The sequence below is a fragment of the Escherichia sp. MOD1-EC5189 genome (assembly GCF_002966045.1).
Classification (GTDB): Bacteria; Pseudomonadota; Gammaproteobacteria; order Enterobacterales; family Enterobacteriaceae; genus Escherichia; species Escherichia coli_F.
The window spans coordinates 40,580-62,287 of the sequence record NZ_PTRX01000012.1; the positions used below are offsets into that span (position 1 = coordinate 40,580).

The 21,708-nt window shown below is 44.7% G+C and carries 15 protein-coding genes and 1 pseudogene; 3 read left to right on the forward strand and 13 right to left on the reverse strand.

The genetic code is table 11. The features are described 5' to 3' along the window. Positions 1 to 185: 185 nt before the first annotated feature. From yiaY to ATB02_RS12505, 11 genes are all read right to left on the reverse strand, one after another. Positions 186 to 1,337, reverse strand: a complete 1,152-nt coding sequence (gene yiaY / locus ATB02_RS12455; protein ID WP_105271666.1) for an L-threonine dehydrogenase — start codon at positions 1,335 to 1,337, stop codon at positions 186 to 188. Positions 1,338 to 1,526: 189 nt separating this feature from the next. Further along, positions 1,527 to 3,371: a selenocysteine-specific translation elongation factor gene (selB, locus tag ATB02_RS12460; RefSeq protein ID WP_105271667.1), complete on the reverse strand. Its 1,845-nt coding sequence runs from the start codon at positions 3,369 to 3,371 to the stop codon at positions 1,527 to 1,529. Further along, the gene (selA, locus tag ATB02_RS12465) at positions 3,368 to 4,759 is read right to left on the reverse strand and encodes an L-seryl-tRNA(Sec) selenium transferase (RefSeq protein ID WP_000206234.1); all 1,392 of its coding nucleotides are present in this window, start codon (positions 4,757 to 4,759) and stop codon (positions 3,368 to 3,370) included. The genes selB and selA overlap by 4 nt, the downstream gene beginning before the upstream one ends. A gap of 97 nt (positions 4,760 to 4,856) precedes the next feature. Continuing rightward, positions 4,857 to 5,465 carry a glutathione S-transferase gene (locus ATB02_RS12470; protein WP_000779792.1) on the reverse strand — a complete coding sequence of 203 codons (609 nt, stop codon included), beginning with the start codon at positions 5,463 to 5,465 and terminating at the stop codon, positions 4,857 to 4,859. A 156-nt stretch (positions 5,466 to 5,621) separates the two neighbouring features. Continuing rightward, entirely contained in the window at positions 5,622 to 9,431 is a 3,810-nt protein-coding gene (locus tag ATB02_RS12475) for a S6 family peptidase (RefSeq protein WP_105271668.1), read from the reverse strand. A 171-nt stretch (positions 9,432 to 9,602) separates the two neighbouring features. Further along, a complete protein-coding gene (locus tag ATB02_RS12480; protein ID WP_105271669.1) occupies positions 9,603 to 10,121 on the reverse strand; it encodes a fimbrial protein in 519 nt (172 codons plus the stop codon). After that, complete coding sequence (locus ATB02_RS12485; RefSeq protein ID WP_105271670.1) at positions 10,114 to 10,635, reverse strand: fimbrial protein; 522 nt, start codon at positions 10,633 to 10,635, stop codon at positions 10,114 to 10,116. The genes ATB02_RS12480 and ATB02_RS12485 overlap by 8 nt, the downstream gene beginning before the upstream one ends. 13 nt (positions 10,636 to 10,648) lie before the next feature. Beyond that, positions 10,649 to 11,620 (reverse strand): fimbrial protein, encoded by a 972-nt coding sequence (locus tag ATB02_RS12490; protein WP_105271671.1) that lies wholly within the window; start codon positions 11,618 to 11,620, stop codon positions 10,649 to 10,651. Positions 11,621 to 11,649: 29 nt separating this feature from the next. After that, complete coding sequence (locus ATB02_RS12495) at positions 11,650 to 12,330, reverse strand: fimbrial chaperone (protein WP_001334045.1); 681 nt, start codon at positions 12,328 to 12,330, stop codon at positions 11,650 to 11,652. Positions 12,331 to 12,337: 7 nt separating this feature from the next. Next, positions 12,338 to 14,695 carry a PefC/AfrB family outer membrane usher protein gene (gene pefC / locus ATB02_RS12500; protein WP_105271672.1) on the reverse strand — a complete coding sequence of 786 codons (2,358 nt, stop codon included), beginning with the start codon at positions 14,693 to 14,695 and terminating at the stop codon, positions 12,338 to 12,340. A gap of 71 nt (positions 14,696 to 14,766) precedes the next feature. Continuing rightward, positions 14,767 to 15,294, reverse strand: a complete 528-nt coding sequence (locus tag ATB02_RS12505; RefSeq protein ID WP_001361567.1) for a fimbrial protein — start codon at positions 15,292 to 15,294, stop codon at positions 14,767 to 14,769. Between the two features lie 794 nt (positions 15,295 to 16,088). Here ATB02_RS12505 and ATB02_RS26925 point away from each other — a divergent pair. Together ATB02_RS26925 and ATB02_RS12515 are read left to right on the forward strand one after the other, a co-directional pair. Further along, on the forward strand, positions 16,089 to 16,544 hold the full coding sequence (locus ATB02_RS26925; RefSeq protein ID WP_274540901.1) for a sigma factor-like helix-turn-helix DNA-binding protein: 456 nt from the start codon (positions 16,089 to 16,091) through the stop codon (positions 16,542 to 16,544). A gap of 191 nt (positions 16,545 to 16,735) precedes the next feature. Then, positions 16,736 to 17,565 (forward strand): annotated as a pseudogene (locus ATB02_RS12515) (helix-turn-helix transcriptional regulator). A gap of 155 nt (positions 17,566 to 17,720) precedes the next feature. Here the strand turns inward: ATB02_RS12515 and ATB02_RS12520 are convergent. Both ATB02_RS12520 and ATB02_RS12525 read right to left on the reverse strand, forming a co-directional pair. Next, entirely contained in the window at positions 17,721 to 18,857 is a 1,137-nt protein-coding gene (locus tag ATB02_RS12520) for an HlyD family secretion protein (RefSeq protein WP_105271674.1), read from the reverse strand. Positions 18,858 to 18,859: 2 nt separating this feature from the next. Next, positions 18,860 to 19,222, reverse strand: a complete 363-nt coding sequence (locus ATB02_RS12525; protein WP_000479624.1) for a DUF3302 domain-containing protein — start codon at positions 19,220 to 19,222, stop codon at positions 18,860 to 18,862. A 536-nt stretch (positions 19,223 to 19,758) separates the two neighbouring features. On the opposite strand from ATB02_RS12525, the gene mtlA reads away from it, so the two are divergent. Next, positions 19,759 to 21,672, forward strand: a complete 1,914-nt coding sequence (gene mtlA / locus ATB02_RS12530) for a PTS mannitol transporter subunit IICBA (protein ID WP_000093242.1) — start codon at positions 19,759 to 19,761, stop codon at positions 21,670 to 21,672. The last annotated feature ends 36 nt before the right edge of the window (positions 21,673 to 21,708 follow it).

Genomic DNA, 21,708 nt, shown 5'->3' on the forward strand with positions numbered 1-21,708 from the left:
GTGTGAGGTATAACAAGGGTAGACGTGACTGGCGAAATCTTCGCCAGCTGGTGATAGCTTTACGACGGCTATCACGAATTTACGGGCAAGGATTACAGAGATAACTAAAACTCTCTCAAAAATCGCAAATTTTGAGAGAGTTGAAAAAATGGCTGACAATTAGCCAGCCATTGTGGGAATGATGATTACATCGCCGCGCGATAAATCGCCACAATTTCTTCGTGAGTTGCCTGAATCGGGTTAGTAAAGCCGCAGGTATCTTTCAGGGCATTGGTCGCCAGTACCGCGAAATCTTCTTCTTTCACGTTCAGGTCACGCAAGCCTGCCGGGATATTCACTTTCTTCGCCAGTTCACGGATGGCATTGATGCACGCTTCTGCACCTTCTGCGTCATTTTTACCTGTCACGTTAACGCCCATGGCAGCAGCGCAGTCACGCAGACGCGCAGCAGCGACTTTGCTGTTGAATACCTGAACGTGTGGCAGCAGAACAGCATTACATACACCGTGTGGCAGGTTGTAGAAACCGCCCAGCTGGTGCGCCATCGCATGAACATAACCCAGAGACGCATTGTTGAACGCCATACCCGCGAGGAACTGAGCGTAAGCCATTGCTTCGCGCGCTTTAGCATTGCTGCCATCTTCAACGGCTAACGGCAGGTTTTCGGCAATCATAGTCACCGCTTTCAGTGCGCAAGCGTCGGTGATCGGCGTGGCGGCAATTGAAACATACGCTTCGATAGCGTGCGTTAAGGCATCCATACCCGTTGCAGCGGTCAGTGACTTCGGCATACCGATCATCAGAGAGGAGTCATTGACAGAAAGCAGCGGAGTTACATGTTTATCAACAATCGCCATTTTGATGTGACGTGCTTCATCGGTGATGATGCAAAAACGGGTCATTTCTGATGCAGTACCCGCCGTGGTGTTGATGGCGATCATCGGCAACTGCGGTTTTGCAGAGCGGTCAACGCCTTCATAATCGCGGATGTCGCCGCCGTTAGCTGCAACCAGCGCAATACCTTTTGCACAGTCGTGCGGAGAACCACCGCCTAAGGAAATCACGCTATCGCAATTATTTTCTTTAAGTAATTTCAAACCTGCAGCGACGTTTTCCGTGGTGGGGTTAGGTTGGGTGCCATCATAAATAACGCTAAAAATATTGCGTTCTTCCAGTGCTTTTTGCACATCACCCGCCATACCCAATTTCGTTAACATATTGTCGGTGACAATTAAGGTACGGGTAAATCCATAATCTGCCATCATATTCATTGCATCATTCAATGAATCAGCACCAATAACATTCACGGAAGGAATAAAAAAGGTTGAAGCTGCCATAATACACTCCTGAAAGAGTAAAAAAGGGCCGGCAGCTTACTGAGGATTTTCATTTGAAAATATGATCAACATTACCGTTTATTAAAATATTTTTAATAAAAAGCACGTTACATTCATCAAATAACGTGCTTCCTTAACATTAATAAGAACTTTGTATTAATTCATATTTATTATGAATTAATCGTTCCCTTATTTTTCGGGAAATAATAATGCGTCGCGCAATAAATGATCATTTCCACGGCGACGCGTAAAGCCAATACGGTCAAAATATTCCAGAATTTGAATTGCCAGCTTTCGGCCTACACCTAAGCGATCGCGGAAATCCGCCGCGCAGGTTGAACCACATTCCTGATCGAGATCGCGGATCATATTGGCAAATTCGACAATCCGATCGTTACGGTAATAACGATCTTTGACGATCGCAGTGATTATCCCCTGTTGGGCCGCCTGGCGTAGCGTCAAACGCATTGCCTGCTCGTCGGTTCCCGTCTCTTTTGCCAGGTCACGCACCCACCACGGCTCGTCACCAAACAGCGGCTCTGCTTTTTGCCAGATGGCCTGCTGCTCTTCGCTGAATCCCGCTTTATGATCCGGCAGATGCAGCCAACCGTGATGACTGAGGATGTCGCCGCTTTCGCGCATCTTTTCAATCAGCAACAGCACCAGCGCTTCATCTTCCATTGGCAACGCCATGCGCCGCAGACGCTCGCGCCCAGGACCTGGTTCATCGCGATGCTGCTCATGATAAGTCGCCAGGGTATCGAGAATTTTCCGCTGCCAACGAGCGGCAACCGGTGCATTCAGCAAGCTGTAACCGGCCTGAATATAGCCCGGTTGCTGCAGCAGTTCACGCATCCCTTCGCCGTTGAGCTGGCGCGCCCAGGCGAAATCAGCAAGGTTAACCGCTCCGCGTTCCAGATGAATAGCTAACGCATCGGCATCGCTCTGCGCCTGTGCAAGAGACGCCAGCCATTGCAGATATTCCGGCTTACGTTTACCGCGACGCGGCGGGTTAAGCATCACCACGCGCGCCCCCGCCAGCGTGTTGCGGGCCGAGATATCGCGTAGCACTAAGCGATCGTTATCTACCAGCCACAGCGGCGTGTCGAACACCAACTCGGCAAGGTTATCTTCCAGCAGCGAAACGCGTCCCGTAACGTGGCTGGCGGCGTGGTGAATATGCAGCGGCTGCCACTGGGTCAACGGTGTATGAGTTTGAAGCTCGACTATCACCCGCGTAAACGGCTCCGGCGGCGCATCGGCAAGCAACCAGTCCCCACGGTTAATCTGTTCTTTTTCCGCATCACCCGCGATGTTAAGCGCAATACGCTGCCCGGCATGAGCTGCATTTGTTGGCTGATTTTGCGCATGCAGCGCACGCACGCGCATCGGTTTATTTACACCAGTCAGCCAGAGTGAATCGCCTACCTTCACTTCCCCACTTAACGCCGTACCGGTGACGACCAGCCCGGCACCTTTTACGGTAAAAGCACGGTCGATAGCGAGGCGGAAGCTATGTTGGCTGGCGTGTTCACGTTCTGGTAACTGAAGCAGATGCTCGCGCAGGGCATCAATTCCCCGGCCTTCGGTTGCTGCGGTGATAAACAGTTTTGCCTCAGCAAAACCGTATTCCCGCAGCACCTCCTTTACCTGGCGTTCAACCTCATCAACACGCGCTTCGTCCACGCGATCGGCTTTGGTCAGCGCCACTGTCAGCATCGGGTTACCGGTCAGCTGCAAAATCGCCAGATGCTCACGAGTCTGTGCCATCACGCCGTCATCGCACGCCACCACCAACAGCGCGTGATCGATTCCCCCGACGCCCGCCAGCATGTTGGAAAGAAATTTTTCATGGCCGGGAACGTCGATAAAACCAGGCACGCGACCATCTGACTGCGGCCAGTAGGCATAGCCGAGATCGATGGTCATACCGCGCTTTTTTTCTTCCGGCAGACGGTCGGCATTTACGCCAGTAATCGCCTGCAATAAGGTCGTTTTGCCGTGGTCAACGTGTCCGGCAGTCGCAATAATCATTTCAACAACATCTCCAAAAACCGTTGCTCATCTTCAAGGCAGCGTAAATCCAGCCACAATCGTCCGTCATAAATACGACCAATCACCGGCACTGGCAATTCACGCCAGCGGGCGGCTAATGACTCAAGGTGGCTACCGCGTCCATCATGGGGTGTAAACGTTAATGCCGCGCTCGGCAGGCGATCAACCGGCAGCGAACCACTGCCAATCTGCGAAAGACATGGCATAACCTGTACCGCAAACTCCGCGCCGTAATGTGCGGCAAGGGGGGCCTGTAAACGTTGTGCCTGGATTTGAATGACCTCTGCGCTGCGGGTAAGCAGACGCAGGGTCGGTAATTTTTCACTCAGCGCCTCAGGGTGTAAATAAAGACGCAACGTGGCTTCCAGCGCCGCGAGGGTCATTTTATCCGCGCGTAATGCACGCTTCAGCGGATGGCTTTGCAGGCGGGCGATCATCTCTTTTTTACCAACAATAATTCCTGCCTGCGGTCCGCCTAACAGCTTGTCGCCGGAGAAGCTCACCAGACTGACGCCCGCCGCAATCAACTCCTGCGGCATTGGCTCTTTCGGCAAACCGTACTGGCTAAGATCGACCAGCGAGCCACTGCCTAAATCCGTCACCACTGGAACATCCAGCTCTTTGCCGAGCGCCACCAGTTCAGCTTCATCTATCGCTTTGGTGAACCCCTGAATGCTGTAGTTACTGGTATGTACTTTCATCAACAGCGCGGTATTTTCATTCACCGCCTGGCGATAATCATTAGCGTGCGTGCGATTGGTGGTCCCCACTTCGTGTAGGGTGCAGCCCGCCTGACGCATGACATCAGGAATACGAAACGCGCCGCCAATCTCCACCAGTTCGCCGCGAGATACCACCACCTCTTTCCCGCTGGCAGTGGCCGCCAACATCAATAACACCGCCGCCGCATTGTTATTAACGATACAGGCATCTTCCGCTCCCGTAATGCGGCACAGCAGCTGCGCCAGCGCCCGATCGCGATGTCCGCGTCCGGCGTCATCCAGATCGTATTCGAGGGTTACTGGCGAACGCATAGCCTGCGCAACAGCCTCCACCGCGGCTTCCGCCTGTAAAGCTCGCCCAAGGTTGGTATGCAGCACGGTTCCCGTCAGGTTGATCACCGGACGCAGCGCGCTTTGCGCCTCTTTCGTCAACCGGGCATCAACTTCTTGCGCCCAGTTTTCACACCATGCGGGTAGCGTCTGGTTGTCACGAATCACTTCTCGCGCTTCGTCAAGCATCTGACGCAGCAACTCCACCACGCGGGTGTGACCATAGGTATCACGCAAAGAAAGGAAAGAGCTATCGCGCAATAAGCGATCAATAGCCGGAAGTTGACTATAGAGGGAACGCGTTTCGGTTGTCATAGGAAACCTGGTTGATCAAGGCCCTCTCACACGGAGAAGGGCGTTTAACATAACCACGGATTGTAACGTGAGATGGGTCAGGAGGACATATCGCGCATCAAGCCTTTGGCGGTTCGGTGCGAGCAAAACTTTCGCGGCTAAACAGGTTTTCGACCAGTTTGACTAAGTGTGGGCGGTCGACACACCAGCCTGGCGCAACGCGGCGGAAATTGAGATATCCGACGGCACAGGCAATGGCGATAGTCGCCAGATTGACCGTATCGGTTTTGAGCGTGCCATCGACCAGATATCCTTCCAGCACATCCAGACTGCGGTTGATTTTCTCCCGCTGGCGTAACAATTCATCTTCAGACTGCTGCGCCGCCGGACGTGCCTGTTCACGCACCGATACCAGCCCGGCATCCATAATGCCATCCGCCAGCGCCTCAATTTTGCGCACTCGCAACGACTCCAGCGGATCGCGCGGCAACATCGCCGGAGCGACATTCATTAATTCAATATATTCAGCGATGATCGGCGAATCAAACCAACATTCGCCCTCTTCGGTCACCAGCACCGGCACTTTCCCTAACGGGTTAAATTGCGCCACGCCGTTGTCTGCGTTATAGGGCAGTTCATTAATAAATTCGAAAGTTATGCCCTTTTCTAACAACAGAATAGAAAGTTTGCGTACAAACGGGCTGGTGTAGCTACCGACGAGTTTCATTATGTTTCCTTTTTGTTAACAAAATATGAGTATGACCCAAGGTTACAAAAAAGCAGGTGTTATTGATATGAGTGTGATGACAAACGCAAGATGGCCCGATACGTACGCATATCGGGCCTTGTAGATGAAACGATCTTTCGGGTGAGATTCTAAATATTAGAATGTATAGCGGATATTAGCATTGATCGCATTATCGACGTTGTACTTACCAAATGCTGATTTCTCAACGGTCAGGCCGATACGGGTATTGTCTTTAATGCGTGTATCAATCCCAATATTGGCTAACATACGACCATCTTTACCGTTGTATACGGTGGACTCACCAGCAAAATCACGGTACGTGGTAGCACCAGTATTACGCAGGTCAAATTGATAACTTAAACCAGCCTTCGCTGTAACCTGCCAGTCGCGACCATCAAGTGTTTTTCCAAACTCCACACCAGTACGGCCAATCAAGGGTTTTGCCTTTTTACGCTCCATGCTGACATCCATACCGTTGTATTGCCAGTTAAAGGTATTGCCTGACAACGTCCCGTAAACCAGTTCGGCCTGCGGTTCAATAAAGACATCAGGCTTCCACTGATAGCGCCAACCCGTTTCTGCGCCTAAATACCATGAGTGAGCAGTATCGTCCGCCTTTAATCCCATCGTTTGCAGTAAATAGTCGTTGCTGTGATGGACATATTTACCGATTACGTCAACATACACGCCTGAATCAAACAATGTCGATGCGTACAGTCCACCACCTACGGAACGGGTTTTCCCCTGATAACTTTCAGCGCTGGCTTTACTATCGGTAACGGTCATCATGACGCCTGTAAAAAGATCTCCCCCCTCAAAATGATGCTTTCTGTCAGCACCAACCTGCAGATGTACGTGGCGATCGGAAAAACCGCCATAACCTGAGCCAGAAGAGTTCATCAACCGAGCCCATGCGCCGGTTTCACCTTTTGTATCGCGCAGGTCACCCATACGACGGTTTAAGTTATTAACCTCAGTCAGAAAGTTTTTAATATTAGTGTTCATCAAACGCTGACCTTCTTTAAGCGCTGTACTATCACTCTGAACATCGAATCCTTTCAGACGCCACTGTGTAGTACCATCGACATTAACCACCTCAATCTTTGGAGTCATTGAGTGAAAGCCTGTTTGTTGGGTCACCGTTTTAAATGCCCGGGTATTGTTGGTTACGTTTTTGGCGGTAATAAGCGGAATATTGCTGACCGACATTTCACTAAGCGACCGGGTCGGTTTCACATACAGAATATTGTTTTCTCCACTAAACGTATCAACAACCTTGATGGCGCTGCTGGTCTTGCCATCTGTAGACATAATAAGCTGACTGTTCTTGAGCGTCAGATTGCCCAGCCATGAAGTTTTGTTCAATGTCCATGAAGTGTTATCAATGCTGACATTAGCCTCTGGTGCGTAGATATCGCCTGTATACAAAATGCCTGATGACGTACTTTGTTTTCCGCTATTCCCAAAGTTAATGTTGGTATCAGACCATGCATTAATGTCGCCATTGACGTCGGTGCCAGAACCAATATTCAGCGTGGATCCGGTCCCCTTGAGATTCCAGGCCGTGGCTGAAAAAGGCGTAAAGGTTGACGATGATTCCCCTAACAATGAGAGTTTTGCCCCATTTCCGAATTCGATAGTACCATCCGATTGCAAACCGGCAGTGCTTGTCAGTTGAGCATTATCAGAGAGTTTGATTACAGAGTGGGTAAACATACTGCTCTCGGTCAGATTCGCGTTAGTCGAAGAGATAGTTACACTACTGTTGCTACTGATAATTCCACCACTGAAGTTCTCATTGACCCGCAGGGCTGAGCCATTTGTCAGATTAACGTTCCCCGTAAAGTGGCTTTGATCTTCTGATGCAGTCGCAACTGATTGACCTTCCACAGGTGTCGTTTTTACGCCATTACCATCATTGGTATCTATATAAAGATCTTCACTGCCCAAAGTAACAGTGGAATTATTGGCATTGATTGTCGTCGTTAATCCTGCATTGCGAGCAAGGTAAAACGCCGCATTGTTGAGATCCAGCGACTTCAGATTAAATTGCCGTGTTTGCCAGTCACTTTGCGTGAAAGAGACAGGTTGGGTGAGCACGGAATCATCGCCCAGCGCCTTTAATTTATTGGCGACTGACTGAGTGCTCACAGCATGGATAACCGGATGTCCCTGAAAAAAGAGGCGCCCCCCCTGCTGCGTCATACTACCCGCTGGCGTATTAATTCCGCCATCAACCACGAAAGTATTATTCACATTGGATGTTGCGTTATTTTTAACATTCACATTGCCAGTGAAAAAACCATGGAACATCGTCGTCACCGGCTTCGTGGTGTCTGTTGAATTAAAATCCAGGTTAGCTGTCGCAAGCGAACCGCTATTGGTTAATATCGCTCCTTCATCAGCTGCATTTAACGCATGAAAGGTTAAATCATTACCGTTAATATCGAGTTTGCCGCCACGATACCCCCATTTGATATTATCCGGGTTCATTTGCTGACTATCGCTCAGTACCAGAGTTGGCCTACCACTAACAATACTGGCGGACTCGAACGCCTGAACCTGACCGTTGCTATCTGGTTTTTGGGCGAGCACAACTGTTCCATCACCCACACTGAGCGTTCCGGGATTGATGCCAGTGCCGGAAATGTTTAACGTCCCGGTACCTAGCTTATGCATACTATCGCCCTTAACACCGTTAACTTGCCAGTTCACGGTATGATCACCATTGACAATAATACCGCCCCCTACCCAAGTCTGATCAGCGTCCGGTTTTACTAGGTAATCACCGTTAAATGTGATCGTACCCGCTCCCTGATTGACAATATCCTTTAATACCACTGTGCCGGTGTTTTCGAAGGACAAATCCTTTCCATGATTAAATGAAACAGCACTACTTCCAGTGTCACGACCATGCATCTCCCAGGCATCCGTTCCCTGGGTCAGCTTACCGGTACCCGTGGAAATATCGTAAGTCCAGTTAATATTTTCGGTTGTACTCGTTGGCGTCACTGGCGCGTCAGTATCAGCCTCAATATTGGCACTCACTTCATTCACTGGAATAACGGTAAACCAGTTGGTTTTTCCTGCATTACCCGCATAGGAATTGAGTACTGCAACCAACACCCATTTATTACGTTGCGTATCCCAGGCAAAAAGGGGAGAGCCACTATCACCGGGGATTCCATAGGAAGGCATAGGGCCGTTAGCCGCAGAATAGGTATTACCAGGGTTGGACACTATTCTCTTGTTTGATGATGTTGGTTTACCAACGGTCCCGCCCGTTCTATATGCGTAACCGCCAGCAAGTTGAGTTAATTTCCCATTACGGTCTTTCACATATTGCGTACCAGTACCAACACGGTAAAAGATCGGAAAACGGTCTTGATTTTGATAAGTTCCGTTGGCAGTACCGGCATCGGTTATATCAGCCGGAACCACTTCGGTTACAATTTTATTTAAACGCGGAGTATGGAAATCTACAGAACTATTATTACGATCAACAAGAATATAAGAACTATCATCTCTGTAGCCAAACCGAACATTCTTATAGCCAGTATTATGCTTTACGCTTACAATATATTGTGGCGAAATTAACGTAGCTACTGTCTGTCCACTATCAACAGCGCTAAAATCTATCATTGGCGCCTTATTCAGTGTGGAGTACAACGTCCCGTCTTTCTTATACAAAGGAATATCCAGCGCTCCGACTGAGAACGTTCCTTTATTTTCAGCGAAATCACGATAGGTCTGATATGGGATATCCATTCCCACAATTGATGCCTGAATTAATGGTGAATAGAGTTGAGTAGCTAAAGTAGTCATTAAAACAACAACAGATTTTAATAGCTTATTTCGAGCTGATTTTTTAACCCCACCAGAAAGTTCAGATACTACAACCAACTCTCTTTTTTTATTTAACTTTAGAGTATATACAAAATTCATTGTCAATATCGCTATAATCTAATTTTTTTACGATGAAATTTTAACTTAATGTATTTAATAATTCGTTTTAGATGTCTGGCGCGCTATTAAGAGTGATTTAACCAGACATTAATACCAATGAAATAACCCCAGCATTAATACCAACCAATTGCCAACTTCCTCAATATTTTATTAATAGTACGTTAACGTTATAGGTAAACTCGCAGTATAGATACCCGCTGGTATATTTCCGGTATGTGGCGTGACGGTGGCTATTAGCGAAGCATCAAATTCCTTATTACTTACAAGATATGGTGCTTTATTTAAAGCTACTGGTGTTCCAAACTGAACAGCTGAACCTCCCTGTTTCCATACAAGTGCAATATCAACCATATTATTACTGGTCGTGATTTTCGAAGCAGTTCCTCCTGTTAATGTAATTTCAAATTTCGAGACACTCCCCGCGCAGTTAATAACAATAGGAACTTCGGTACTATTGTTATCCGCAAATACTCCCGCGGTTGTGACAACAGGAAGCTGAACGGTGGCAGGTAATCCTTGCCCATTATTAATGGTACATTGTGGATTTGTTACTGCCATCGTAATCGGTAGGTTTGCACTTGCCGTTTGTGCAGCAAGTGCATTATTACTCCAGAGAGGAGCCAGCGCAGTCACTGCTATAAGAATATATTTACAGAAAGAGTTAATCATAGCTAACCTCGACAGTTAGACTGGTTGCTATATTGCCACTTTGTATTGTTTGCTCAGGAACCTTTTTTGGTAAAAGTTTAAACTGCCCTAATGCCACATTACTTGATTGTTCCTGAGCATTGAGTTGCAACGACGTATTGTAATTAATATTGGTAAAGTCAGAAGCTGTACTCTTTTTCCACGATAAAGCCAGGCCAACACCAGATAGTCCTGTTTTCATGATATTTGGGTCACTAGTGGAAACTCCATCCTTTGGTACAAACTTTACCGATACCCCGCTAGCAGGCCAACTACATTGCATTGCAAGCGATACAGTCTGCGGAGAAATACTCGCCGCGTCAATCTCATCAATACGTACTCCACCAAAATTCACGTTGTCTGGTGTTAACGTTAATGCACAGGTGTTGAGAGCCATCGTCGCCGTGATGTTTACTCTATTCGAAATAGTTCGCGACGCATAGCAGCAATTGCAAAGTAATGCAATCATGCAAAATAATATTTTCCACTTTCCCATAAAATATCACCAGTTACATATATGTCGCTGTAATTGTTAAATACGTTGATACTTTCCCTGTGGGATAAGTTGATGCTGGCAATACTTTTATTCTTAAACTAAGTGTATTGTAAACATCATTCGTTACTGGAGCATACACCTGAATGCTTTTATTAAGCTGGGGAGGTGTTTCTTTCCCTTGATTATATTGAACCAACTGGAAATTTAGTTTTTTACCATCAGTAGCAGTGGCACTAAAAGTGGCTTGGTTAGCATTAACAACATTCTCAGGATCAAAACGTAAATTAAAACCATTCACTGCGAGTGCTTTGTTAACGCAGTTCCAGGTAACAGTAACAGATTGATATAGAGCTCCTTTATTAATTTCAATGGGTGATATAGTCCCGAAGTCCAAATTAACTGGTGTTGTTGCCATCGAGCAACTACCTAAGTGCATAACTTTATGCGTCAAGGTTGCCGGATTTGCTGTTACCACGACATTAACATTCGTTCCCTTGACATTTCCTTGAGAAGGGGCCGGTAAAGTAAATGTTCGTGTGGAATTATTCTGCCGCCAATACTCATCTGTCAGTGTTAAGATAAGTTTCCCTACTGCCCCAGACCAGGTATCACCGCCGTTTAATTCTTTAGTGGTCTTTAACCCATTCCCCAAACAGGTAAATCCATCAAGGCGCCAGACAACGCCGGGAATGGTAGTAGTTAAAACACCATTACTACAAGTTCCCCCACTGGTAATAGGTAAGACTAAATAACTTTTCCTGTTCATAGTGGTTGTTTCGATATAATCACCACCGCACGAAAAATTCTGCGATACATTAGCAACTAATGTAGCAACGGGTCCATTCTGCGTAGAGTTGTAAGTATTGTAATTTGTAGTCGTATTATCATATCCAAGAGTAATTCTACCACTGGAGCAATCCACCGCCGCATGACTATGTGGCGAAATAAAAAATAGCGTAAATACAAGAAATAATAATTTCTGCATAGCATTCTCCTTAATAATAAAGGTTTGGGCTAGAGTTTATATTCCCGGTCTACGCCATAATCATCAAAAGAAACAATTGAAATATCTTTTCCTGAAAGTTTACTTCCCAGAGATACCTTCTCAAAAGGCGCAAAAGCCGCGATCTTATTTTTAGTTTCTTCGCTAAGTTTCACATCATGACCATTTTGCTTTACATTAATCACTGCAAAATAGTACGGAGAGTTATTATATAAAATCGTATTTCCCCCCTCATGGATGATCTTGATATTTTTCTCCGCATCTTCCCTACCCTCTTTTAGTGACTCAGGCCGATAAATCATCTTAACCTGAGTATGCAATGCTATGGCAAGGGAGTTTGTGCCCTCTTTTGGTGCTTTAGGGATTTCCTGGACGTTGACCCAAAACAGTGATTCTTTGTCTTTGGGTAAACTGTCATTAATTTTCAGGACACGCAAAATTTGTTTATGTCCACCAGAAACTTTGAAAAAGGTCGGACTGGGGGCAAAGTAAACGTTCTGATCTCTTGCATTTGCATTATCGATCCAGATTTGACCGCCATACTCTTGAGAAGATTCATTATTGACCTGGACTGAAATGTTATCCTTATCGCCCGCAAAAATATAACGCGTACTATTGAGAACAAAGGCAGCATGGCTATTAAAGCAGATCAGCAGCAAAGCCAATACTGGCATGAGATTTATTTTTTTCATTACATTGTTACTCACAGTGAATCTCCTGAGTTTGGTCATGGTTTTTCTTCAGTGACTGCGTATTAAATTGACACTGGTCAAGCGAAATAACACCTTCATCGTGTGTTTCAAGGTTCATCAGCAAAATACCACCGTTATTTACATAACCCACTTCTTTACCCTGTGTATTTTTTGCGATGCTACCCATAGGAACGACATAACCATTTTTCCCATAAAGTTTAACCACATAGGTATTAATTTTCTTAAACTTCACATTTTTATAAATGATAGCATTTCCCGTTGGGGTCACATTAATCGCATTATCTGTAAGCTCAATATTCTTCGGTAATTTTTCTGCATTTACAGAAATCGTATTATTGTTATAAGCAGTAAGTGGGATTACCGCCCGACCATATTTATCTCCCGGTAAAGAACCGTTAAACATAACACCGGGGACATCTTTCATTTGCACGATAGCCAGTTGATCATTTTTAACTGGAGTAAATATTATGCCACCTTCTGGCACACCAATTACACTACCACCCAACTGGAGTGAGGTAGATGAATTTTTCCCAGTTTGTGAATACGTTGCTGACGTCTGCATCCAGTCGAATAAATAGGAGGCAGAAAGTGTACCACCGATAGTATCACGCGTCTGGTTAACTGATGCGTTATAACTCAGCCTTTGATTAATCATTCCTGAGATCCCAGTATTCATACTGGTCCCCGTACGTCGATCATAGTTAACATTCGAAAAACTATAATGTGTTTTATCAAACAGACTTAACGGCACACTTAATGACAAACCAACATTATAGTCAGCATCCATATTTTGCAGTCTGGAATAACCACCGTTCAGTGTCATTGTTATTTGATCAAGACTTTTTGTCAGACTTAAGTTAGCACCGACCTCGTTATAATTATCCCAGTAATCTTCCTTCCACGCAGAAAAGTTTAAAAACATACCTTTTTCTGGTAGCTGGTAGGTAACGATTGACTCATAGCGTTGCTTTGGCCTATTTCTTATAAAACTATATGAATTATAAGTAAAATCAGCATAGTCAATATAATCTTCTGAATTAAAACGGTAACCAATAAGCTGTAAATTTGCATTATCACCAAGCGCTTTTGCATATTTTAATGACGTGCTATAGCCTTTTAGATTCTTACCATTATGGTATTTTGCTTGTGATAAGTTGCCACTAAAAGACATGGCTCCAAACCATCCAAACGAGCGAATTAGTCCTAAACCAATATTGTTATAATTTTTATCCAGCAATAAAGAGCTATTGAGTGTAAAAGGCTCGAATCCATAGTCATAACTCATTTGGGCAAACAGACTTTCTTTATCCCGTTCGCCGTTATCTTGGTTAACTTTGCTACCCATGGCGAGGGCGTAGTTATACGTTCCCGGTCTTAACAAATTAGGCAACACTGCGACAGGGAAACGCTGTTCACGAACGGAGCCATCCTCTTCATAGATTTTCATGATCAAATCGCCAGAGTAAACGCCGTTAAGATCGTTGATCACAAATGGTCCCGGAGGCACGACAATAGATTTTAAGGTATAACCACTCTGCTCAATGGTTACCCTGGCATGGGTTCGCGCAATACCATTAATTACCGGCGAATAGGCACGAGAGTTCCACGGATACATATCCTGATTCGATTTAAGCTGAGCACCGTAAAAGGTAAAACCATTATTCAATGAGTTATAAAGCTGTGTCTTGCCCAGTTGCAAATCGGATTTCAGTGATTTGATTGCCCGCGTCAGTAACAGGTTATTAGTATCGAAATTTTCGCCCTGGTAAGCATACCCCCTACCCAATAACACCCATTCGCCCAGATTCACCTGGCCATCAATACTACTGTAGGTGGTTCTTTCCTGGTTGCTATTTTTTGCAGTATTAACGTCATAAGCTATTTTAAAACCGTTACTACCATAGTCCCACACACCACCATCTTTTGCTGCGTCCTGGAAGCCTGCCTGTGGCAAATCAATAGATACTTCTTGCAACGATTGATCAAACGCGACTTTACTGTTCGCCTCATTACCCAGCAAATAGCACTGGCGTGCAGAATTATAAACATTTTTATAAAAATCTTTATTAATTATAATGCCGTTTTCAGTTAGCCATTCATCAGAAAGACATATCCCTTCAGCATCCTCTTTTGCGATGCTCATCTCAGTAGATGACGCGATTTTAGAACCATTGAAAACAACATCAACAACATATTTACCCGGTACGTTTTCTTTATTGCTGTTTAAAACATCAGGAATATCCTTACTCCCTCCACGAATAAAGCTGTAGTTGAACTCTTCGGCAAGAGCACCTTTAGATAGTAAATGAAAAATAATAGCGGCAATAAATATTTCTTTTTTCATTATTTTCCCTTGCCATAAACATCAGGTAATAAGAAGGGAGGAGAGTAATCCTCCCTTCCTTCGCTCATATATTATTTATAAGCAACAACATAACTTGCTGAAGTTGAAAATGCGCCTGGAGTCACAGTACCAGTAGGTTTAACTAACGAAGCACTGTAATCAAAAGATCGAATACCGCCACTAGTTACTTGATAGTTAAAAGTAGTTTGACCGGATTTAACATATGAGCTCGCACCAGTCTCTTGGGCATTAGAAGTAAGTAATGCCATATATGCATTTGTTCCTCCCGTAGTTGCATTGCTAAAACCTTGGGTTGTTAAATTATTTGATGTCCAGCTAATCTGGGCTCCATTTTTTGCCAAGCAAGCATTATCTGAAGGAACAAGCTTAAATTGAACTGAAGCAGGTGTTCCCGTCGTTGATACAGTACCTAAATCAACTGTAGGTATCTCAGCTCCAGAAGCATTTGTAACTTTAAGATCACACGTTGCGCTGGATACAGCCCCTGTAAAATTAACAGTACCATTGTTTGCAGCCATTGCAGTAGAAGTCATCCCAAGTACAGCAAGAATAGCTGAACCTAAAACCAATTTTTTCATTTAATGCTCCTTAAAGCCTTTAAAGAATTGTTAGCCCCAAATTCGGTTAGTCCTATATTTGTTCATGCCCAGAAGTTCATGAACGTCGCAAAAATTACCTCGCATAAGATAAGATGGTCAACAATAAAACCTCATTATCTGGTTTTTATATCTCTTTATTTTATTTAGAAAACACACGCTAAATTAACTTTCATTTTTATTCTTGATGTTTTTATTTTTTATGCTTATTATGAATAGTCTTCAAATTAAGGACGAAATAGTTTTATTTATTGCGCCATTTATTTATATTTAAAGTTATCCTCATGGAAATTGAATGTTTTGATAAGTAAAATTTAAATTTTAGAGTGTATTTAACAACATAATCTTATCTGTCACGACATGCCTATAGTAAAGTTCAATTGTTCTTTTGATGGCAACAGATTGTCTGCTATTGAAGTCGGGATTTTTTGAAGAAAACATATCATTTACCTTGAACATATCTTAATTGTGACAATGAATATCCCTCAACAGATCAACAACATGAAACGACCTTATACTGAAAAATGATTATAGATCACTTATATAAATGCATACGATAATGAGCGTCACCTGAAGTACTCAACTCTACTAAAAGTAATTATTGTTATTTTACTGGTTAATTAGTTATAGTTTTTTATCAAATCTTTATATTTTTAATGTAGATATTAAAAAATCTTTATCTTATAGTTGTCGCATAATATAAAAGATAATATTTTAGGATATGTATGAATCTTGTCTTTATACTTGCCAGTGATAATAATTTTTTCAATTACGGGATGCGGTTGATATCTGATATTAACAAAACATTTCGATGCATAGATTTTACAGAAATCGATGACATAGTCAGAGCTGATTTTGATACAAATGAGATTTATCTTATTTGTGATATTAAAAATTATTATGCATATAGTCTTCTGTTATCCGGAAAATCGATAAAGTGTATTGAGACTAATAATATTAGAATACATCATAACTCTATCTACATTCATAAAAAGAAGTCATCGGTAAGTGAAGCAATAAACTCCTTAAATAATATTGAAATGGAGATTTTATACCTTTTCTATTTTCATGGTAAGAGTGTAAGAGAGATTTCAAAAATGACTAATCTCTCAAAAGAAAAAATCTATTATCGAGTCAGTCGCATCAAAGTTAAGTTGGGGATGAAAACAACCAGGAAATTACCCGCATTATTAAGAATTTTTTTTAACCAAACAATTGAACCTGAGGATTGACTCGTTAATTACGCATAATTTCATTACGATAATATTATTATTCTTATAGTGATTACATCCATTACGCATATAATTCATTGTTTTTTTTAATTATTTGTTAGATTGTTTAAAATTAACTCACGTTGAATTTTCGAGTTTACACAACTTAATAACTCATGGAATTATATATATACAAAGCATGAGGTGGCTTTATGAATAGTCGAGTTACTTGTACAAAGCTTGACATCTCTGTCAATGGAAATCTAGACAAAAATCATACACTTACATTAAAAAAATTCGTTTTTATAATAGCGCAATGATTTTTATTAGAAATGCACAATTAGTTATTAAAGCAAAAGATGGAGATGTTATTAACATCCCTCCTTTTTCTTTATGCTATATAGAAAAGAATCTTGTCGTTGATGCAACATTAAAAGTGCTTGGCAGCGGTATACCTTATGATATCTATACTATTGATAGCTATCTATTAAATAGCGTGTGTAAGGTTATGGAGCCACTTCTTTTAGGCCATCAACTAGTGAGTCAAATAAGAAAAAAAATATTTTTTTATATCCTTGAGGAAACAGATAAAGAAATTTTTAAACGTCTAATTAATAATAACTTACCGAAACACAGACAAGTTTATAAAATAGCCTACTTACTTTCCAGAATCCATGAAATTGAACCTCTTGTTTATTCACTATCAGTTTCAACAGATATCACTTTTACAGAAAAAATCAAAAAAATTATCGAATCAGATTTATCAAGAAATTGGAAGTTAATGGATCTTAGGGATATTTTGCATATGTCTGAGGTTTCGATTAGAAAAAAACTTGAAAAAGAAAACAATAACTTTAATGCGTTGGTGTTAGATATCAGAATGCATCATGCAGCAAAGATGATTACATCCACTGAAAAACATATTAATAGTATTGCATATGATGTTGGATATACCAGTACATCTTATTTCATTCGAAACTTTAAGAGCTATTTTGGTATTACACCGAAACAGTTTTCTCTCAAGGTAAAAAGAAATAATTAAATGTCCACTTTTGGGCATCAAAGGAGCGTTTATATTCTCAGTGGACTAGACAAAAAGGGCACGAGTTTCGCTGCCTGAACAGCGAATTCTCATGTCCTGTATTTGCAATTTTTTGCTCTCAACCACATTTACAAGATTCAATACATTAATATTATTTAATGATCCAAATAAAGATAATGCATCCAACTGGTCATTCTTAGCAGCACTTTCCGCATCACCGAAACATGGCTGAAATGGTCGGAGTAAACTGCCACCTGGGCGTAGATGCCGTCGGGTAAGGCATCGATATCATCGTTAGGGTCCAGTTCAATGGTTCCCAGCACACCGTCCGTGCCGGGCACGACCGTTAATGATTGCAATACCCCTTGCGCCTGATACGAACCGCCAGGCACCACCGGCAAGATGCTGGTCAGTTTGCCGTGGAATACCTGCCCAGGTAGCGCATTAAACACTACTTCCGCATCATCACCAGGTTTCAGACGTAACAGCGAGTTTTGCCGAAATTGGGCGACAATTTGCCGTTTTTGCTCGGGGATGAAAACCATCACCGGACGTAGCGGCAAGGCAGCTGCGTATGTACCTGGGCGGATCAGCACCTGAGTGACGTAGCCATTGCTCGGCGCGCGAATGACGGTCTGCTCAAGGTTATATTTCGCTTCGGTAAGCTGCGCCCTTAAGCTGACAATCTGCGACTGCTCACCGTTAACCATACTGTCGAGCTGGCTCTGGATTTGCGCCTGTTCCGCCACCGAACCTTTCACCAGCGCATCCTGCGCGAGAAAATTCTGCCGCGCATCGTCGATATCACGTTCTGAGAACGGATTTACCGCCGCCTGGCTGCCTTTCAGGTAACGTTGATAATTTTTAAACAAGCGGTCACGCTCCGCTGAAACCTGGGTGGTATTGGCTTGCGCTTCAGTGAGCTGCGCGCGCAGTGTCTTTATATTATGCGTCGCCGTCATCAGGTCAGCCTGAAGTCTGTCGACTCGCGCCTGATAACGTACCGGGTCGAGCTTAAAAAGCACCTCGCCCTTCTGAATAAGCTGATTATTCTTTTCAGTGACTTCAGTCACGATCCCCGTCACCTGTGGCGTGATGGGAATAGCAATCACCGCTTTCTGTGCGGTAAAAGTGTAAGGGTGGTTGTAGTTCATCAACAAAATCAAACCACTCACCAGAAACACGCCTCCCAGCGCCGCCGTCGCCAGCGTCCACTGATTTACCGGAATGCGGAAGATTTTAAAGACCGCCCACGCCAGCGCCACGTAAGTTAAAACAATCAATAGATCCATATTTAGATCTCCGGGAACGTGGAATAGTCAGTCTTTTTCTCGGCGGCGAGTTGATGCTCCAGCCGGGAAATTCGGTCAGAAAGTGCGGCGATTTCCGGGTCAGTCGCTTTCTCCTGCGACGCAACATGTGACTGCATACCCCAGCCACGCTCCGGTTGATAGAGCGTCGCCCAGATCCACAGGAACGGCCAGATAACATGCAGAGTAAACAGGCTCACCCAGCCCGCCGTATGAATAGCGTCGGCATGGGGGTGATTGCGCTTTTTGGCAATCAGATAAGGGATGTCATGTATCGCGATGATTCCATAAAAAATCACCAGAAAGACGAAGATCAGCACTCCCAACGCGAAATAGTTTAGAAACATATCTGCCTCGGATTCACGTTTATCGGTGTTGTTTTTTGGCTGGCAGCCAGAAGGGAGTCAGGCTGATATTTTGACAATAATTCGGGTTCGCGATTCTCGCCATAACACCAAAGAATAATTTTTAGAGGTGATGAGTTGCTTAGTTACATAACGATTTTATGACGAAGGCATAACATGCTGCAGATCACATCAGGTGAACGCCGTAAGAAAATATCTTGTGATTCAGATCACAAAGATTCAACAAACTAACAAAACAAAAATGTGACATTGCTCACATTTAAATGCCATTTTTAGCGAAAATTGCCGTCTTGTTGCTTTTTTACACAAGTATTTTGTGATTCACATCACGTCAATTACCTCTCTACCCCCTATATTTATGTGACCGATATCACACAAAAAGCCGTCGACTGGACAGTTAACCGATTCAGTGCCAGATTTCGCACTATCAACAAGGTCCGGCTACCTCTGCCGCCACATTAACAAAAAACCTCGGGCTTCCAGCCTGCGCGACAGCAAACATAAGAAGGGGTGTTTTTATGTCATCCGATATTAAGATCAAAGTGCAAAGCTTTGGTCGTTTCCTCAGCAACATGGTGATGCCAAATATCGGCGCGTTTATCGCGTGGGGTATCATCACCGCGTTATTTATTCCAACAGGGTGGTTACCGAACGAAACGCTGGCGAAGCTGGTCGGGCCGATGATCACTTATCTCCTGCCACTGCTGATCGGTTATACCGGTGGTAAGCTGGTAGGCGGCGAACGTGGCGGCGTAGTCGGTGCCATCACTACAATGGGCGTTATCGTCGGCGCAGATATGCCGATGTTCCTCGGTTCTATGATTGCAGGTCCGCTGGGCGGCTGGTGCATTAAGCACTTCGACCGCTGGGTAGACGGTAAGATCAAATCCGGTTTTGAGATGCTGGTGAATAACTTCTCCGCAGGCATCATCGGGATGATCCTCGCTATTCTGGCGTTCCTCGGCATTGGCCCGATTGTTGAAGCCCTGTCCAAAATGCTGGCTGCGGGCGTTAACTTCATGGTTGTCCATGACATGCTGCCGCTGGCGTCTATCTTTGTTGAACCGGCGAAAATCCTGTTCCTCAACAACGCCATTAACCACGGTATCTTCTCGCCGCTGGGTATTCAGCAGTCCCATGAACTGGGTAAATCCATCTTCTTCCTGATTGAAGCTAACCCAGGTCCGGGTATGGGTGTTCTGCTGGCGTACATGTTCTTTGGTCGTGGTAGCGCTAAACAGTCTGCGGGCGGTGCGGCAATCATCCACTTCCTCGGTGGTATCCACGAAATCTACTTCCCGTATGTGCTGATGAATCCGCGTCTGATCTTGGCCGTTATCCTCGGCGGTATGACTGGCGTGTTCACGCTGACTATCCTGGGTGGTGGTCTGGTTTCGCCGGCATCTCCGGGCTCTATCCTTGCGGTACTGGCGATGACGCCAAAAGGTGCTTACTTCGCTAACATCGCGGGTGTGTGTGCGGCTATGGCAGTCTCCTTCGTTGTCTCTGCCATTCTGCTGAAAACCAGCAAAGTGAAAGATGAAGATGATATTGAAGCAGCAACTCGTCGTATGCAGGACATGAAAGCTGAGTCTAAAGGTGCGTCTCCGCTGTCTGCGGGCGATGTGACTAACGACCTGAGCCACGTCCGTAAAATCATCGTTGCCTGTGATGCCGGTATGGGTTCCAGTGCGATGGGCGCAGGTGTGCTGCGTAAGAAAATTCAGGATGCAGGTCTGTCGCAGATTTCTGTTACTAACAGCGCGATCAACAACCTGCCGCCAGATGTGGACCTGGTCATCACTCACCGTGACCTGACCGAACGCGCTATGCGCCAGGTTCCGCAGGCACAGCATATTTCGCTGACCAACTTCCTCGACAGCGGCCTGTACACCAGCCTGACCGAACGTCTGGTTGCTGCCCAGCGCCATACTGAAAACGAAGTAAAAGTAAAAGACAGTCTGAAAGACAGCTTTGACGATTCCAGTGCTAACCTCTTCAAACTGGGCGCGGAAAACATCTTCCTCGGTCGCAAAGCGGCCACCAAAGAAGAAGCGATTCGTTTTGCTGGCGAGCAGCTGGTGAAAGGCGGTTACGTTGAGCCGGAATACGTTCAGGCGATGCTGGATCGTGAAAAACTGACCCCGACTTATCTGGGTGAGTCCATCGCGGTACCGCACGGTACGGTTGAAGCGAAAGATCGCGTACTGAAAACGGGCGTGGTGTTCTGCCAGTACCCGGAAGGCGTGCGCTTCGGTGAAGAAGAAGATGACATTGCCCGCCTGGTGATTGGTATTGCTGCCCGTAACAACGAGCACATTCAGGTGATCACCAGCCTGACCAATGCACTGGATGATGAGTCCGTCATCGAGCGTCTGGCGCACACCACCAGCGTGGATGAAGTGCTGGAACTGCTGGCAGGTCGTAAGTAATCCAATCCCACCTCTCCACATGGAGAAGGTGGGGCT